The 17,079-nt window shown below is 42.2% G+C and carries 12 protein-coding genes; 2 read left to right on the top strand and 10 right to left on the bottom strand.

The window, feature by feature from the left end:
- Window positions 1-39 precede the first annotated feature (39 nt).
- Window positions 40-2,172 carry an alpha-N-acetylglucosaminidase gene (locus BLP33_RS21340; protein WP_090532957.1) on the bottom strand — a complete coding sequence of 711 codons (2,133 nt, stop codon included), beginning with the start codon at window positions 2,170-2,172 and terminating at the stop codon, window positions 40-42.
- A gap of 425 nt (window positions 2,173-2,597) precedes the next feature.
- Here BLP33_RS21340 and BLP33_RS21335 point away from each other — a divergent pair, with 425 nt between their 5' ends.
- Window positions 2,598-5,144 (top strand): glycosyl hydrolase 115 family protein, encoded by a 2,547-nt coding sequence (locus BLP33_RS21335; protein WP_090532955.1) that lies wholly within the window; start codon window positions 2,598-2,600, stop codon window positions 5,142-5,144.
- A 273-nt stretch (window positions 5,145-5,417) separates the two neighbouring features.
- Here the strand turns inward: BLP33_RS21335 and BLP33_RS21330 are convergent, their stop codons facing one another.
- Complete coding sequence (locus BLP33_RS21330) at window positions 5,418-6,161, bottom strand: LytR/AlgR family response regulator transcription factor (protein WP_090532953.1); 744 nt, start codon at window positions 6,159-6,161, stop codon at window positions 5,418-5,420.
- Complete coding sequence (locus BLP33_RS21325) at window positions 6,158-7,144, bottom strand: sensor histidine kinase (protein WP_175490079.1); 987 nt, start codon at window positions 7,142-7,144, stop codon at window positions 6,158-6,160. The genes BLP33_RS21330 and BLP33_RS21325 overlap by 4 nt, the downstream gene beginning before the upstream one ends.
- A gap of 404 nt (window positions 7,145-7,548) precedes the next feature.
- Here BLP33_RS21325 and BLP33_RS21320 point away from each other — a divergent pair, with 404 nt between their 5' ends.
- Window positions 7,549-10,104, top strand: a complete 2,556-nt coding sequence (locus BLP33_RS21320) for a TonB-dependent receptor domain-containing protein (protein WP_090532949.1) — start codon at window positions 7,549-7,551, stop codon at window positions 10,102-10,104.
- 250 nt (window positions 10,105-10,354) lie between these two features.
- Here BLP33_RS21320 and BLP33_RS21315 read toward each other — a convergent pair whose 3' ends face one another.
- The 7 genes from BLP33_RS21315 to BLP33_RS21285 all read right to left on the bottom strand — a co-directional run bounded on the left by BLP33_RS21315 (window position 10,355) and on the right by BLP33_RS21285 (window position 16,982).
- On the bottom strand, window positions 10,355-11,401 hold the full coding sequence (locus tag BLP33_RS21315) for a DUF6807 domain-containing protein (protein ID WP_090532947.1): 1,047 nt from the start codon (window positions 11,399-11,401) through the stop codon (window positions 10,355-10,357).
- Window positions 11,402-11,482: 81 nt separating this feature from the next.
- Entirely contained in the window at window positions 11,483-12,838 is a 1,356-nt protein-coding gene (locus BLP33_RS21310) for a Gfo/Idh/MocA family protein (RefSeq protein WP_090532946.1), read from the bottom strand.
- Window positions 12,839-13,301: 463 nt separating this feature from the next.
- Window positions 13,302-13,751: an SRPBCC family protein gene (locus BLP33_RS21305; protein WP_090532944.1), complete on the bottom strand. Its 450-nt coding sequence runs from the start codon at window positions 13,749-13,751 to the stop codon at window positions 13,302-13,304.
- A complete protein-coding gene (locus BLP33_RS21300; protein ID WP_090532942.1) occupies window positions 13,748-14,074 on the bottom strand; it encodes an ArsR/SmtB family transcription factor in 327 nt (108 codons plus the stop codon). The genes BLP33_RS21305 and BLP33_RS21300 overlap by 4 nt, the downstream gene beginning before the upstream one ends.
- Window positions 14,055-14,504, bottom strand: a complete 450-nt coding sequence (locus tag BLP33_RS21295) for an SRPBCC family protein (RefSeq protein ID WP_090532940.1) — start codon at window positions 14,502-14,504, stop codon at window positions 14,055-14,057. The genes BLP33_RS21300 and BLP33_RS21295 overlap by 20 nt, the downstream gene beginning before the upstream one ends.
- Before the next feature lie 202 nt (window positions 14,505-14,706).
- Window positions 14,707-15,834 carry a zinc finger domain-containing protein gene (locus BLP33_RS21290; RefSeq protein ID WP_090532938.1) on the bottom strand — a complete coding sequence of 376 codons (1,128 nt, stop codon included), beginning with the start codon at window positions 15,832-15,834 and terminating at the stop codon, window positions 14,707-14,709.
- 32 nt (window positions 15,835-15,866) lie between these two features.
- Window positions 15,867-16,982: an SPFH domain-containing protein gene (locus tag BLP33_RS21285; RefSeq protein WP_090532936.1), complete on the bottom strand. Its 1,116-nt coding sequence runs from the start codon at window positions 16,980-16,982 to the stop codon at window positions 15,867-15,869.
- Between the last annotated feature and the right edge of the window lie 97 nt (window positions 16,983-17,079).

Here is a 17,079-nt window from a genome sequence, read left to right as displayed (position 1 = left end):
GTCAGTTTTAAGAAAGAGTGTTAAAAAAGGGCGATGTTTTTACATTGATAAAATTTCATCAACCACTTCCAGTAAAGGCCTTTGAGGCTTTTCAGGGTTTAGCTTTTGGTTGTCGTCCACCCATTTTCGTTCCCAGGAAAAGTAATCAGGTTCCTGAACGTTTTTACCTTGCAAATTGCTGCGCAGATAATCAAAATAAATCTCCCAGCGGAGCAAGTAATAGCTATCCATCAGGCCGGCCCACTCTTTATAAGCATACTCATGCAGATTGTCTTCGGTACGCACATTTTCGCCCCAATAGGTAATTTGCATTAATTCGTTTTTTAAATTGTTTGCTTTTTCTTCCGCGGTATTGCCGTTATCTATAGCTTGTTTGAGATAGGTGTTGAGCCTGAAATATTGATCGGTATTTAAGAGGTCATCTGTCAGCCTTATCATATGCAGGAATTTTGCGCTGGCTGCGTTAAATGTTTGCAGATTCTTGCTGTTATAAGCAGTTACCATTTCATTAAATGTGAGCGTGCCTTTATTAGCCAGCAGTTGCCGCACCATATTGATGAGGTCTATTTTATAAGTGGCCGAATTTTTAAGATCTGGTGCTGCTTTTGCAAATTCTTTTACCGCATATGCAAAAGCAACCGTGTCATAATTACGAGTGAGCGTACCCCAACTGGAAATTGATTTAACTTTAAGTGCGGGTCTTGCGCAAAAAATGGATTCGCCAGCCCCTTCCTGGTAACCGGGAAGGCTTTGATGAATGGTTTGTAAAAATCCTTGCCAGGCATTACTTGCATGCCCATTGCTTTTACCATAACGATATAGAGCGTATTTATCGATCCAGTTCCGGGTATCCACATGTTCCTGGTGCCAGCCCAGTTCAAGCATCAGGTCATAATCAGGAGGGTTGTTATTGATGCCTTCAGGCATAATCCCCACACCTTTAAGATAATTGCTGTAAGTGCTTTTACGGACACGGTATACCTCATCGGCAAAGCGCTGCAGTTTTCCATATACGCCAGGCCGTTCGCCAAAATTATTAACGCTGCACCATATAAATGGTGTATTATCGTAAGCCTTACGCTTTTCCCAGTTATTTGTAAATTCACCAAAAAGCTCCTGTACCAATACTTTTGATTTATCGAGGCCATCAAGCATGGCCTGCTTGGGATTATCCTGCCAGCCCTGCAATACCCATGTTGAACCGGGGTAATAATTTTGCATCGATGCCTGTATGGCGGTGCCTGCTTTTTTCAAATCAACACCTTCCGTTTTACCACCCTCATGAAAAGGGTCGCCGGCAAAAAAATGGATGTTCTTACCGTATAATTTTTGAATTTCGCTATAGTAGATGCCGGCAATGCGGCTAAACTCAGGATCAGTGGGGTCAAGTATATCAGGTCTTTTAAAAGCACCCCAGGTACCCTGATCAATAATATGTGCTTTACTTTTGTTTTTTAATGTGCTTGGCACCATGCCATAAAAACCTTGCAACACAGGTTGTATACCCAACTCCTGCATCCGCTTCATCATTTTCTGTTGAATCAGCTTCCTGTTGTCTATCTGGCTTTGCGGCATGGGACCTCCCCAGCCTTCAATATTTCCCATCAGCCACCATGCGGTATAAGCAGGCCCAACACTGAAACTGTTAATTTCACTTTCAGTGTATCCTATTTTCCTCAGCGTGTTTTGCCATACCGCTTCCATCCCTTCAACAGTAAGCATTGTATTAACACCATTTAACGCCATCCAGTCAAGCTCCCGTTCCCAGTCGGGCCAACTATAAAAGCTCATGGTATAGTTATAGGTGCAATAATTTAACGCATAACGATACTTGGCCGCAGCTTGTACGGTTACTTTTTTGTTAACATTAGGAATAGGAAACACGGGCGACATGTTATCACCCATGTGCGACATAGAACGATGGCAATAATATTTTAAATACCAGTTTACACCAACAGCCGCCGCATTGGCTCCTGAAGCATGGATAACCAGTTTATTCTTGATGGTTTGCAGTTCAACTATTTCTGAACTGGTGTTTTTTAAGGGTTCAAAAACGATATGGTTGCTTAACCACGGCGCGCGCCTTTTAACCAGTGCTTTTACAGGATCAAATTGTTGCGCTAAAAGCTGTATAGGCAATAATAAAAGTAGCAGACAGGTTGGTTTTCGCATAAAAATTTGTTGGTTTTTTTCTGTTAATATGTCCGAAACTAACTAAAATTTTATGGAAAGATTATGCATAATTCTATGCCCTGGAGCCTTGAAACTTACGCAAACGTTTGTTACTGCAAAGACAAACGTTTGCGTAAATTTTCACTGTTTTTTATCAAATATAGAGCGGGCGAAATGCTAATCCTGCCTGGACAACCCCGATCGACATTAACAGCCTGGGCTATTTTATGATAGGGTGAAAAAATGTAACCGATATTACGGTTACCTATGGCTGCCGATAACTACGGCCTATAAAGGCCGCTGAAAAATAGAATAAAGGCGCTAAATTAGAGCAGAATTACGGATATTAATAATCTAACTAAACTGGTGGTTTAACTCACGAGTTCGGTTGATTTTTAATACGGTCACATGATACAATATTATAAATGTTAAAATCACTCTTGAATACCCGCATAAGTTATTATAGATATTATAACCGCAGTATATTAAAAGCAACACCGCTACTGTTACTGGTAACCTTAACAACAATAAGCGTTAGTGCTCAAAATTTGATTGTAAAAACTGCTTTAGCCTCAAAATCAACAGATATTACAGTGGCCACTGCTCAAAAAAGTATAAGTTTAGCTATTGATAATTCTGATTACCAGGCGGTGAAACTTGCGGCTGGCTTTTTTGCTGACGATATAAAACAGGTTACCGGAACTTCGCCTGCTATTACTACTTTGCAACACCCCGCCGGTGAAATGATTATTGCCGGCACTATTGGTAAAAGCCCAGCTATTGATAGGTTGATAGCTGCACACAAGATCAAAGATATTAATAAAATTAAAGGCCGTTGGGAGGCTTCATTATGGCAAATAGTTAACAACCCCGCACCTGGTGTAAAAAAAGCGCTCATTATAGTTGGAAGCGATAGACGAGGGACAGTTTATGGACTCTTACAAATTTCAAGGAAAATAGGTGTATCGCCGTGGCATTGGTGGGCAGATGTTCCTACTGCTAAAAGAAAAACAGTTACGATCTCCGTACCTAAACCAACTTGGGATGAACCGGCAGTTAAATATCGCGGCATTTTTATTAACGATGAAGACTGGGGAATAAATCAATGGGCGAGGAAAAACTTTGAAAAGGATTTTGCACATGGCATTGGCCCCAAAATATATGAAAAATTATTTGAATTGATGTTGCGTTTGCGGCTCAACTATATTTGGCCTGCTATGCATGAAGTGTCTAAAGAATTTGGCGACACTCCCGAGAATGTAGCTTTGGCCGATCATTATGGTATTGTTGCAGGTTCATCACATTGCGAACCGATGCTGTATAATAACGTGCATTGGAACGAGAAACTTAAAGGTGTATGGAATTATAGCACTAATCCTGATAGTATTTATAAATACTGGAAAGAAACTGCTAAGCACAGAAAAGACAAAGAAGCAGTTTGGACAATGGGTATACGCGGTATACATGATCGTGGTATGGAATCGCCACCGTCAGGTATACCTGAAAGGATAACCCTTTTGGAAAAGGTATTTAAAGACCAGCGAGATCTTATTAATCAATACGTCAATAAACAATGGGGGCCTGTTGCCCAATGTTTTGTTCCTTATAAAGAGGTATTGCCTGTGTATGATGCCGGCTTAAAGGTACCTGATGATGTAACTCTGATTTGGGTAGATGACAATTTTGGGTACATTCGCCGCTTATCGAATCCAACCGAAAGGAAGCGGTCTGGCGGAAGCGGATTATACTGGCACTTATCTTACTACGGTGGTCCTCATTCGTATACCTGGATCAATTCTACCGCCCCGGCATTGATGTGGGAAGAGTTTCATAAGGCCTGGGAAAATCAGGCCCGGACGATGTGGGTGATTAACGTAGGTGATGTTAAACCGATGGAATTGGGGATCGACTATTTTTCACGCTTATCATGGAACCCGGAAAGTCAAAAGACGGATGCACAACCCCAATTTTTAAAAGCATTTCTTACAGAACATTTTAATGAAAATGTAACTACGCTTAACAATTTGCTTACAGAATTTTATCGTTTAGGCACAGTACGAAAACCTGAATTAATGAATCGTGATTGGGCTATTTCTTTGTCGGATAACGAAGCTGTGCAATTACAAGCTGATTATCAGAGATTATTAAATCTTGAAACTTCTGTAGCAAAGTCTGTACCTTTAAATAAGCAGGATCCTTACACAGAAATGATTGGTTTTCCGGCCCGTATCATGGCAGAAACCGGACTTATATTTATGCATGACAGGGCAATTGTTTATGGCGCAAATCAAGCTGCCCATCAGGTCGAGATAGATCGCCTTAAAGCTGCTTTGGAATCCGAAGTTGATAATTACAACAATAAAATAGCGGGGGGGAAATGGCAATATATGATGCCGGGAACAGTAACCGGTCAAAATCTTCTATCATGGAATAGCCAGGTAGCATGGCCATGGGCCGAAACCAGGAAACCGGATACCACCAAAAAAGCAATTCAGGCGGATATAATAATAAACGCTTCATCTGCCGATGAACAAACCACAGCTGGAACCGCAAAATGGTCGGTTATACCAGGATTGGGCAATAGCGGCCAGGCTATGGCATTGACACCGGTTAACCTTAATTTATTATGGAAACCTGGTGATGTAAAAGCTCCAACATTGAATTACAATTTTAAAACTGATGGTAATTCAGCAAAGGTGAGGATTGATTTTATGCCAACTTTTAGAATTTATCCGGGTATGCAATTAAGGGTAGCCATTTTAGTTGATAATAAATTTATTTCAACAACAGAAGTGCCGGGGTCAAATGGCAAGGAAGATGAGAATGGACCCAACCGTAACCAGGGTATTAGAAATAATTACGTTAGTGCATTAATAGACTTACCAGCATTAACCACCGGGACACATAAATTATCTATCAGGGCTATTGACCCTGGCGTAGTAATTGATAAAATTTCATTTTATAAAAATTAGCGTCCTTAACTTTTTTATTTATTCCCAAAGCCGACGGTCCCAAAAGAAAAGACATATTCGGGAAACCGTTCCTGAGGAAATCAGCAGGTGATTGCTGCGTGTGCTTCTTAAAGTATTTCACAAAGTAGGATGGGCGTCTACGACCCATGCAAAACTCCATTCCTTTCTGGCAGGATCTGTAAAGTTTGTATTGGAACATGCAGAGCCGTTTTGGAGAAACGAGGGTTATGCCGGCTCATAAATATTTAACCCCTGATAGACAACCAATGATGATCAAGACCAATCTTTCAGGAATGTGGTAAAAACTTCTTTATATTGTTCGGTTACAGGTATCGTAGTATTTTCAATCTGGACAGAATTTTTGGTAACGGATTTGACTGCTTCTTTGGATACGATAAATGAGCGGTGGATTCGCAGGAAAATACTGGCCGGGAGTTTCTCTTCAAGGTTTTTCAGGCTTGTGAGGGTCAATAAGGGTTTATCCTGGTTCGCCAGGAAAATCTTTACATAATCTTTAAGTCCTTCGATATAAAGGATGTCTGCTATGTTAACTTTTACCAGCTGATAATCGACCTTAAGATAAATATAGTTCTTTTCAACAGGCGTTCCGGGAGTTATATTATTTTGAGCGCTTTCCAAAATCTCAAAATAATCATATGCTTTAGCAGCCGCCTTTGAAAAATCAACAAAACTAAACGGTTTCAATAAGTAATCTAACGCGTTCACCTTAAAGCCCTCTAAAGCATATTGATCATAAGCCGTTGTAAATATAACGCGCGGACCTTTTTTCTTTCCGGTTTGCTCTATGATCCTTGCCAGCTCAACACCGCTTAGGTCGGCCATCCGAATGTCTAAAAATATCAATTGAAGGCCGGGTTGTTGATGAATAGCTTTCAGCGCTTCGATAGCGTTGCCGAACCTACCCTGTAAATTTAAAAACGGGGTTTGTTCAATGTACGAAGTAATTAGCTTTAAAGCTATCGGTTCGTCGTCTACAGCTATGCAGTCAATTTTCATTTGAATCGGAACGTTAAATTTACAATGAATTCCCTGATATTGGAGTCGCGGTCAACCGATAATGTGTAGCGCCCGGGATATAGCAGGTCGAGCCTTCTTTTCGTATTGACAATACCGATGCCATTACTATCTTCCAACTGAGCCGTTTGTTCTTCAAAAAGGGAATTCCTGATCTCCAACTTCAGCTCGTCGGCAGATTGGCTGATCTCTACATAAATGTAACTTGGGTGTACACCGCTGATGCCATGCTTAAAGGCATTTTCAACAAATGGCAGGAAAAGCATGGGGGCTATTTCATGATTTTTTAGGTTGACCTGTTTTTCAAAAATGATCTGTACATCATCGCTCAGCCTCAGCTTCATCAGCTTGATATAGTCCTCAATAAATTTGATCTCCTTTTCCAGGTCGGTCAGATCGTTCTTGGTTTCATAAATAACATAACGCATCATATGCGAAAGCGTGTAAACCGCATCTTTAGACGCCACAGGGTTGCTATCGGCGAGTGCATAAATGGTATGCAGGATATTAAAAAAGAAGTGCGGATTGATCTGCGCTTTTAAAAAAGAAAGCTCTGAGCTGATTTTTTCCTGTTCGGTGGCACGGAAGGCTTCCTGGTCGGCCTTGATCTTCCGGGAGACCGCGATGATTGTGCTTACTCCGAGTAAAACAAGTGCAGTTATGATAGTCCAATAATTATAAACATGGTTATCGTCAGATGATTTTTTAGCCGGGTTTTTGTAAACTTTGGTAAATACAGCCTTCCAACCGGTTATTTCATCTAACCAATTGTTTAAGTACACAACGGAGACGAGAATAGCTATCATCAAAAGAACAAATAATACAGCCTTGTTTTTGTAAATCAATTGGGGAGTAAAATAAAACAGGTTGGCATAGAATAATGTTGCCCATACCAAATGTATCAATACCTGTTTGATCCAAAATTCACCGGGGAGTTTTAAGGGCCAGGATAATGGGAATAACATTAACGCTAATAAACAGGCCACTATATAAAAGTGAACTGAGAAAAAGATCTTCTTTAAGCCTGAAAAAGCCATATCGCGAATTTTACCATAAAAATAGCGGAAAAAAGTGCGTTTTGTTTCTCAGGCAAAACGCACCATACTGTATCAAATACAGTAATCAACTAAATCCCATCTCACCGGGATGCTGCAAATGACAAAATGTTTTTTTATTTTTTTTAAGGAATAGATGGTTTACAGGAATTAATAGACAGAATGACAACTTTGATCTATAGCTTATATTGAAAATTCCTCCAATCACAAAGCCATAGACTCTAACGTTCGTTTGGTCTATTATTAAGGCCGATCCGTCTATTCTGCAGATTTTGATCAATGTATTTACTTTGTTTTGTTTCAAAATCTCGAATATGGGAACTGAAAATTACAAGTTCAACTTAAAAAATACAACGAGCCTGCGGACATTGAAACTGATAACCTGGTTTTTATTGGCAGCAGGGACCGTGCGAGCCCAACAGCCCGCAGGCCCGCCATCAGGTGCCTCTTTGGGTAATGGAACTATCTTCGGAACCGTAATAGACTCCCTGACTAAAAAGCCACTGGACTATTCGACAGTAAGCTTATTTAAAGCAGGTACAACTGCTCCAGTGAACGGTAGCCTGGCAGATCAGAAAGGGAGTTTCAAAATCACTGGTGTGGCGCCGGGAACTTATCGCGTCCAAATCGCTTTTATAGGTTACTCCACCAAAACAATTGACGGCGTTGTTTTAACGGGAGCCAAAACCGACAGAAACCTTGGGCAGGTCATCGTTTCGCCAAGCGCTAAGATGCTGGCTGATGTTCAGGTTACCGGGCAAAGAGCCCTGGTGGAAAACCACATTGACAAATTAGTTTTTAATGCAGAAAAAGATGTAACCAGTGCCGGCGGCAATGCTTCTGATATCCTGCGCAAAGTGCCCATGGTTTCGGTTGACATGGACGGGAATGTTTCCCTCCGCGGAAATCAGAACGTACGGATACTGATCAATGGCAAGCCTTCAGGAGCGTTGGTAACCAACGCGGGCGACGTTTTGAAATCCATGCCTTCCGATCAGATCAAGAATATTGAAGTGATAACGGCGCCCTCGGCTAAATACGATGCGGAAGGTTCGGCCGGCATTATCAATATTATTACCAAGAAGAAGGAGGTTGCCGGTGTAAGCGGCTCTATCAATATGGGTATAGGTACCCGTCAAAACAATGAGAGCGGAAATATCAATTTTAACAAAAATAAATTAAGCATTACAGCTAACCTTGGTTATAACGTTGGATGGCCGCAAACCACCTATCAATCCTTTAACAGTCAAAATACCGAACTGGGTACATCATCCTCGTCAAACGGGCAAAGTACATCAAATCGTCATTTTACCAATGGCTCGGCATCTTTGGGATATGATTTTAATGATCAAAACACGTTTAACTCTACTTTTAGCCTAAGGGGAGGGGCATTTAAAAATAAAGGTAACTCGGTCAATAGCAATAATTCTGCATCAGAGGGAAATATCGATTATACAGCCTTAACAAGCAACGAATTCAAAGTCTCCAACTTTGACTGGAATAACGATTTTACCCATAAGTTTAAAAAGGAAGGTGAAGAATTAAGCTTTGCTTTTCAATGGACACATGGCACATCAGATGTAAACTATCTGTCAGAATATTCTGCTTTTACCCAAAACCAGCGTGCGGTTAATAACGGTACCAATAACGAGTATACTTACCAGCTGGATTACGTACTACCAATCAGCAGGGTATTTAAGCTGGAAACAGGTGCGAAAAGTATTTTAAGGAGGATATCCAGCGAATACGATTTTTTCAATCCAGATGCTTCAGGCGCGTACGTATTTAATACGGCCACATCCAACACCTATAGTTACGACCAGGACGTGTACTCGGGCTACGGCTTGCTTACTGCAAATTTGAAAGATGGTTTTACTGTACAGGCAGGTGCCCGGTTAGAGAATACAAAAATTAATGGAAATTCGGGTAATGTCAGTGCGGGCCTGGCACCTTTTGATAATACCTATACCAATTTTATTCCAAGCTTTGTGATTTCAAAGGCTTTAACGCCTACCCAAACGCTGAAACTAAGCTATAGTAAGCGTATCCAGCGGCCGAGCCTGCAATATTTAAACCCGTTTCTGAATACCAGCAACCCTCTCAACCAAACGCAGGGTAACCCGGAATTGTCGCCAGAAATTACGCAGACCGTGGAAATGACTTATTCTACCTTCATCAAAAGCAGTGTGATCAATGCCTCCGTCTATTATAGGAAGACCGATGATATTATTGAAAGCTACGTGCGTACAGTGCCTTACACCACGGTGGATAATAACGGGAACCCGGTTACCAGGGATGTTTCCCTCACCAATTACCTTAACGTGGGTAACAATAATTCCGTTGGTGTAACCTTCTTTGGCTCAACAGAATTGTTCAAGGTCCTAACCATACGGGGCAACGTTAATGCATTTACCTATAAACCGCAGGTGATCAGTAGCCTACAGCAAGCAAGCCAGTCTACCTATGTTCAGTACAATGCCTTCATTAGCGGAACAGTAAAAATAAACAAGGCTTTGTCTGCCGAAACTTTTTTGATCCAGAACTCGGCAAGGAGAACTTTCCAGGGAACAAACCCCTCTTTCAATTTATGGGTGATAGGTTTGAAGCAGGATGTTTGGAAAAAACGCGGAACTATTGGTTTGAACATTACCCAGCCATTTAAGGATTATAAAGACTTTACTTCCAATATCAATAGCGGCCCGCTTAGTCAAAGCAGCAGGTTCTCAGTGCCGTTCAGATCTTTTGGCGTTAGCTTTGCCTACAATTTCGGTAAAATGAATTTTGGTCCGCAGATGCCTAAGAAGAAACGCGGCGTTAACAATGATGATTTAAAACAGGGTGACAGCAATGGGCAAGGGGCGCAAAATTGATAGACAATATTGAGGGAGAGTTTTTTGAGTAATACCCTTATCACGGTAAAATGATGGCTATATGGGCTATATCCAACGAACTGATGCCGGTAACGACACACAGCCCGACTGAAACGAAAAGTAACAACCCCGTAATTACCTGAACCTTGCGCCGGGATCAGCGGGCCGTGACATACCTGCCGGGATATTTAAAAATGATAAAAAGTAATTCTGATAAATATCCCGGACCGGTTTGTTTGATATGGTGATGCTATTTAAATGACTTAAAAGCCTCCGCAGCCTGGTTTAATTGCGCTGCGCTGTTAGTTTGCGGGCCATTGTGTATAATGATCCGATACCTGAATGTTACCGATTCGCCTTTCTTTAAAGTCAGGTTCTTTTCAGATTTGCCGTTGGTAAACACCTTTTCGCCCAGCGGATTGGCTGCAAACAGGCCGTAGCCACGGGCATGCCAAAAAGTAGGATAATTAGGGTTTTGAGGATGATCAATAATAGTAACGCTTACTGAATCTGCTCCAATTTTACCATATACCTTGCACCATACACCGCGGGTGCTCCATGCGTCGTTACCTGTTTTGCCCTCACTGGTGAGGTAAGTACCGTTGGCAACTTTATCGGTGCCACCTTTTACTATGGTAACATTACCCTTATCGTCAGTAAATTTCTGGTCGGCAGGATCAGGGATTTGCAGCTCATGGGCCAGGCGCAGGCCAAGCATGCCATCTTTAGCGTCTTTAAAAAGAGCGTCCTTATCCGCAGTAAGCGTAGTTACACGGTCAATGATCCGTTCCCGGGCATTTCCGCTAAATTCAAAGCGGGTTTGCTCTTCCAGTATTGCTTGTTTTTGCTGATCTGTCCAGTTTGCATGATAGGCTAATATGCCTTTTGTCCCATCTTTTGTTTCCAAAATTTTGTCGGTTCGGATCCAACCATAACCACTCTTTTTAGCGGCCGGTATGGCATAAGAGTTATTCCAGAAATCAAGACCGTTCAGGTTTTCAAAGTTAAACCATAACCCTATGTGATGCGGATGATCTGTAGGATCGCCAGGCCGTGGGGCCAGCGGAAAGCCGCGGGTCACCAATGTGCCGTTTGCCGACCGCAAAGGATAAAGAACGGGTTTTTCTAAACTGTCCGAATACAGGAAACTGGTAAAGGGTTTTCCACCTATCAGGATATCTATTTTATTATTTGTTGTTTTTACCAGCCTTACCGGTTCGGCTTTTTGAGCGTGTACTACAGGAAACAATAGCATATTTGCGGCAACGGCAAGTCCCAGTTTTTTTATGATCTTCATTGCTTGATGTAAGGTTAAAAAGGCTGTGCGCTAATGGCAAGGCACAGCCGATGTCAATAATGTTTGTGACCTATCCAGCTATTAATATTTAAAAACTTTTCCATTAGCCATTACCTCCTGGGTAGCTTCATCAAAAGTGGCCTTGTAGCCGGTATGAACAGCTGCATTGGTCATGATATTGGCTATCGAATGGCTGTAACCGGCTTCAACCGGGGCGTTTGGCTGCTTACGGCTGCGCACGCATTCCATCCAGTTGCGTACGTGGTTTGAAGTAAGTATATCACCTCCGGTATTGGCTGATGCTACCACCTTTTCGGTATTAGCCAGGCTAATCTCAGGCAGCAGGTTTGCCTTCATATGCATGGCATCGGCCATTTTTTGAGTAAGACCTCCTTTTGGCGATACTGTATTGGTGATGAGGTTAAGCTCGCCGCCGTTTGAATAGTAAATTTCGGCTGGGTGCTCATCGCCATTGTGCATGCGTGAGCCAAAAGTAACCTGGAAGCCGGTTGAAGGATCATTAAGCGGGCCATAATCAAAAGCGGCCAGTATGGTATCCCAGTTGCGGCGCCCATCTTTCCACATATAGATGCCGCCGTTGGCAACTACACTACGCGGGTGTTTTAAGCCCGTAAACCAGTGTACCGTATCAATCTGATGGCTCATCCACTGCCCCGGCAGTCCTGACGAATATGGCCAGAACAGGCGGTACTCCAAGTATTTACGCGGGTCGAAATCTTCATAAGGCCGGTTCATTATAAAACGTTTCCAGTCGGTATCCTGTTCCTTCAGCTGTCCTAATAACTCCGGCCGGCGCCAGCGGCCTGGTTGATTCACATTCCAGGTGAGCTCAACCATGGTGATAGGACCAAACTTGCCCGAACTGATAAATTCATTGGCTGCATGATAATTAGCGCCGCTTCTGCGCTGCGATCCAATTTGCACAATTTTGCCCGATTCCTTTACTGCCTTTAAGGCAGCCCGGTTATCTTCCATGGTTTCGGCAAATGGTTTTTCTACATAAGCATCGCAGCCGGCCTTCACAGCTTCAATAGCATGGCGTGCATGCTGAAAATCGGCAGTGCTGATGAATACGGCGTCCACACTTTTACTATCATATAATTCTTCATTATTGCGGTAAGCTTTTACGTCATGCTGCATTTTTTCTTTCCAGAGGGCAGAGCCTTCCTCGCGCCGTTTGTTCCAGATATCGGATACGGCTACCACATCAAAGTTGAGTTCTTTATAATGGTTCATGAAACTGGGCACGTGCGAACTTTTGTGCCTGTCTGAAAAGCCTACCACCCCAATCCTGACCCGGTCATTGGCGCCAATGATACGTTTATAACTTTGTGCGCTCCAACTTTTGGGGGCAAGCATAATTCCGGCCCCGGCTAACGAGGCCTGCCTGATAAAGGTACGGCGTGATTTTTCCATGTAGTAAATAGTTTTATTTGCAGGTTGTTTTTCTTCAAAATACGGGTGCCGTCAGGGGGCGGACACCTTCATTTTTTGCTGATTAAAAGGTAAACTGGTTAAAGCCGGTGCTTATGCGCGACTAAATCAAATATCGAAGAATAGAATTGAAAAGCAATAGCGTTTTTAACTGTTAATGTAACAATAATACTGTTTTTTGTAAATCAGATTTCCTTTAATGTCCTGGTTTGAAATGTAACAGGTTAATATTTAATTAAGCTAATTGGTTAAGCAACCCTGATTTTTAGCAGTATAAAGTTTGAGATAAAACCCTAATTGATAATTGATTAAACCCTCAAGCGCCTTTCATGAAAAATGAAAGGCGCTTTCTTGCCTAAAAGTTGTTCGAAACTTTCAGGTTTTAGTTTCAATATATTGACTAATAGAATATGATGTTTTATTTGGTTAGCTTTAATTTCGTTAACTAACTTTCTTTAGGATTAGGCTCTCCTTTACCTGTGGTAATGAGGTTGTACAAACTTCCCGTAATATAACTGGCCCAGGCGTTTGAGCAAACCTCATAACATTCATGAGGTGGAACCAAGCCTTGGTGGGTGAAGCGGACTTGTGTTTTGTCGTCCTGTTCGGAAATTTCAAAAATCACTTTGGTGCCTTTCCATTCGGTTTGATCTTTGGTGAAACTAAAATAGTTGTCCAGTACAAGCCAAACCACTTTTTGGTTGGGAACAACTTCTGTTAATTTCAAGGTACAGCGGTGAAGGTCCCTGGCTTTGTAGGTAAACTCGTCATTGAGTTTTTCTGTGCCGCCTTTAACTTCTTCCGACCACCATCCGCGAACATTATTGATGGCATCATAAGCCTCTTTAGAGGTTTTATCTACCGAAATGGTTATAGTTAAATCCTGATCTTTCATTTTTTGTTCATTTTATCGTTCATTAAAACTCCCAGTTTGTCCAGTTTATCGCCCCAGAATTTACCATAGTAGGCTAACCATTCATTAAGTTCTTTAAATCCGTCCTGTTTTAAAACACAATGCCTTTCCCTGCCGATGTCTTGTATAGAGATAAACCCGGCGTTGTAAAGCACTTTGATATGCTTTGAAACTGCCGGCCTGCTCATATCAAAGTTCTCAGCCAGTGAGTTAATTGTACGACTATCTTTTGAAAGCAGGTGCAGGATCTGCCTCCTGCTTGGGTCGGCAATTACCTGGAATACATCAAGCCTGTGCTGTTCCATCTTTTTCTGCGTTTATGATCTGCAGCATTTTGTTGATAAGCACCAACCAGCCTTTTTCCATCGAGCTAAACATCAACGGGTTTACAGAGTCTGCAAAATCACGGTGTACCAGCAAAAGTTCGGTGCCGTTATCTTTTTCTATTAGCATCCAGTTCACTGTCGAATTGCTTAGTTCACCATTGCCTGAGCCGAATTTCCATGAATAAGAGAGTTTTTTGAAGGGGATAACCTCCAGGATCTTGCAATAAAAAATCCCGTCGAAATCCATCTCGGGCATAGGTTTGGCCTTAAGCTGAAATTCGTGACCCAGTACAGGTTTCAGATCGCCGGGCATGAGCCATTGCGATATCAGTTCCTGATCGGTTAAAAATTCCCAAACCACTGCGGGTGGATGCGGGTAAAATAATTGGTGCTGAATGATTTTTGCCATGATAGGTAACTTTTAAGTTACTCAAACTTATATGTAACTTGTGAGTTACGCAAATTTATTTTCATTTTTATTTTGGATGTCTTATTAAAAATGTAGAGACGCATCACATGGGTCTCCCGTATATTTGTTTGTCTTATGGGAGACGCATGTGATGCATCTCTACTAAAAAATGATTGGACGCTTTGTGCTTTAGGGCAGTTTTTTATGCAGCATGGGCATTTTGATACAATATCACCCCAGTTATTATTAAAGCAATTACAAAAATCACGGCCAGGATAATTTTAATGGCGCTTACCGGGCGCTGGCCGATAACTTCACCGGTACTGGCATTAACTGTAAATTGATAAATCTTGTTATTGTAGTTATAGGCGCTTACCCAAACCGGTAACATCAGGTATTTTATAGCTTTATCAAGATATTGGGTATCGGTGCTGTTAATTCTTTGCTCGTCTCCGCCTATGTCGTCTCGTATGGCCGAATTTATCGCTCCAACAGTTTGTTCAACTGCCTTATTAAAACCTTGTTCCGGGTCTAACTGGTAAGTTTCGGAATGGAAACCGCTCATATAACGTTCATCAAACTTAACCAGCATATTAAAGTTCCATGGGCCGAGTTTGGTAAGCGTTTTTTCGGGCAATGAGTTGCTGGCGGGTACCAACAAGTCACCAAAATCGCACTCTACTCTTCCCGAAGCGTACGACCAGTCAGTATGGCGTACCTGCCTTGTTTTGGTTTGCGTTTTTCCGTCAACGGTTTCGGTATAGGTTTCGGTGGTATAGTAATAATCGCCGCGCTCACCGCTATAATCGGTTATGGTATAGGTGTCGTATGTCCAGTGTGGCAGGTAAACACCTTTTAGTGCTGATGATGCGTCGCTTACCTTTTTAGCCAGGTCATTTGGCGCCCACCAAAGGCTTTTAAGCCATTTTTTAAAAAAATCAACGCCCTGTTGTTGGGTAACGGCAAATGGCAAAATATAATGAGGCGGCACATATTGCTGTCCGCTTTCAAGGTCCAAAACCAGGGGAGCTGTACAAAACGGGCATTTATCCGAGGTTACAAACTGATCGAGGATGGTTTGCGAGCCGCAGCTTTTACAATTCACTACCTTAAGATCGGCACTTTGTTTATTATTGTCAATACCGGCGACAAATTCCTCATAATCATAAGCTAGAATATCGCGGCTGTCGGGGGCACTTTCAATAGCGTTGCTCACGCCACAGTAATCACACAGCAAATTATGAGTGCCGGGATTAAAGTGCAGTAATGCTCCGCAGCCCGAACAATTTAAAGAATTGTTTATTGCTGACGGATTAACCTGGTTGTTCATCTCGAAAATATAGATTTAGGAATAGTTGCAGATCAGGCTATCGGTGGAGGTACATTGTTGAATAATTCTGCTATCTCTTCAACAGATGATGCAACCGCCCATGCAGCCATTCCTTTTTTCCAAATCATGCTTTCCCTGCTTAAGGTTCTGCTGGCGATCATAGCATTAATCTCATCGATAGTGTGCGGCCCGTCTGATTTTCCGTCCTTCACAATATGATATTGGATGCCTGGCTGGGGCGGCGGAGGCGGTACGTCACCACCGGTATTATTAGGAGTAACCTGATTTTGCTGAAAGATATTGCCAACCTGGCCCATCATCGCAGCGCCAACCCCCAAACCCATACCGGCAGCTCCTAAGTTACCACCAATAGTATTTTCGGCAGATTTTTCAATAGCATTGGCAGCCTGGAATTGTGCATAAGCGCCGAGATTACCCAATATGCCCATTTCGCTGCGTTTATCCAGCACCTGCTCAACTTCGGGTGGCAGGGAGATATTTTCGACTAATAGTTTGGTTAGGTTTAAACCAAGCTCAGCGAAATCGGGTTGGATAGATTCTGTTATGAATTTGCCCATTTCGTTGTAGTTGGCTGCCAGATCAAGCACGTTTATCTTTGATTCGGCTACGGCATCCATCCCCCGCGAAACAACGGTGTTCCGCAACTGCTCATTGATATCTTCAATGATAAAATCGGGATTAGTGGCGGCGATTTCCTTAATAAATACTTTAGGATCCTGAACCTTAAAGTTAAACGAACCAAATGCCCTTAGCCGTACCGGTCCAAATTCAGCATCGCGGATCATTACCGGGTTTTTGGTACCCCATTTTTGGTTGGTGAACTGACGCAGGCTTACGAAGAATATATCAACTTTAAACGGGCTTTCAAAGCCATATTTCCAGCTCATTAGGGTGGTTAACAAAGGCATGTTCTGCGTTTGAATCTCATAAGTACCGGGAGTAAATACATCGGCGATGCGTCCCTCGTTCATGAAAACAGCGGCCTGCGATTCGCGAACAATGAGTTTTGCACCCATCTTTATGGCATTATCATGGCGCGGAAATTTCCATACAAGCGTATTCTGGGTGGTATCAACCCACTCTATTACATCTATAAATTCGTTACGAAGGATATTGAACAGGCCCATATTTTTGGATGTCAGGTTTAAATAATGATTAAATATGTAAAAAAACAAATAAATGAATGTGCTCCCGGCTAATTATTTATGCTTTTAAATCTATATA

The sequence above is a fragment of the Mucilaginibacter sp. NFR10 genome (genome assembly GCF_900100445.1).
GTDB classification, from domain to species: Bacteria; Bacteroidota; Bacteroidia; order Sphingobacteriales; family Sphingobacteriaceae; genus Mucilaginibacter; species Mucilaginibacter rubeus.
Note: the sequence above shows the minus strand (reverse complement) of the source record. Positions and strands in the feature narration are given on the sequence as shown.

Coding starts and splice junctions, on each gene's coding strand:
- BLP33_RS21320 (WP_090532949.1), top strand. CDS start 7,549: ATGGGAACTGAAAATTACAAGTTCAACTTAAAAAATACAACGAGCCTG.
- BLP33_RS21285 (WP_090532936.1), bottom strand. CDS start 16,982: ATGGGCCTGTTCAATATCCTTCGTAACGAATTTATAGATGTAATAGAG.
- BLP33_RS21310 (WP_090532946.1), bottom strand. CDS start 12,838: ATGGAAAAATCACGCCGTACCTTTATCAGGCAGGCCTCGTTAGCCGGG.
- BLP33_RS21330 (WP_090532953.1), bottom strand. CDS start 6,161: ATGAAAATTGACTGCATAGCTGTAGACGACGAACCGATAGCTTTAAAG.
- BLP33_RS21305 (WP_090532944.1), bottom strand. CDS start 13,751: ATGAAAGATCAGGATTTAACTATAACCATTTCGGTAGATAAAACCTCT.
- BLP33_RS21335 (WP_090532955.1), top strand. CDS start 2,598: ATGTTAAAATCACTCTTGAATACCCGCATAAGTTATTATAGATATTAT.
- BLP33_RS21315 (WP_090532947.1), bottom strand. CDS start 11,401: ATGAAGATCATAAAAAAACTGGGACTTGCCGTTGCCGCAAATATGCTA.
- BLP33_RS21295 (WP_090532940.1), bottom strand. CDS start 14,504: ATGGCAAAAATCATTCAGCACCAATTATTTTACCCGCATCCACCCGCA.
- BLP33_RS21325 (WP_175490079.1), bottom strand. CDS start 7,144: ATGTTATTCCCATTATCCTGGCCCTTAAAACTCCCCGGTGAATTTTGG.
- BLP33_RS21340 (WP_090532957.1), bottom strand. CDS start 2,172: ATGCGAAAACCAACCTGTCTGCTACTTTTATTATTGCCTATACAGCTT.
- BLP33_RS21300 (WP_090532942.1), bottom strand. CDS start 14,074: ATGGAACAGCACAGGCTTGATGTATTCCAGGTAATTGCCGACCCAAGC.
- BLP33_RS21290 (WP_090532938.1), bottom strand. CDS start 15,834: ATGAACAACCAGGTTAATCCGTCAGCAATAAACAATTCTTTAAATTGT.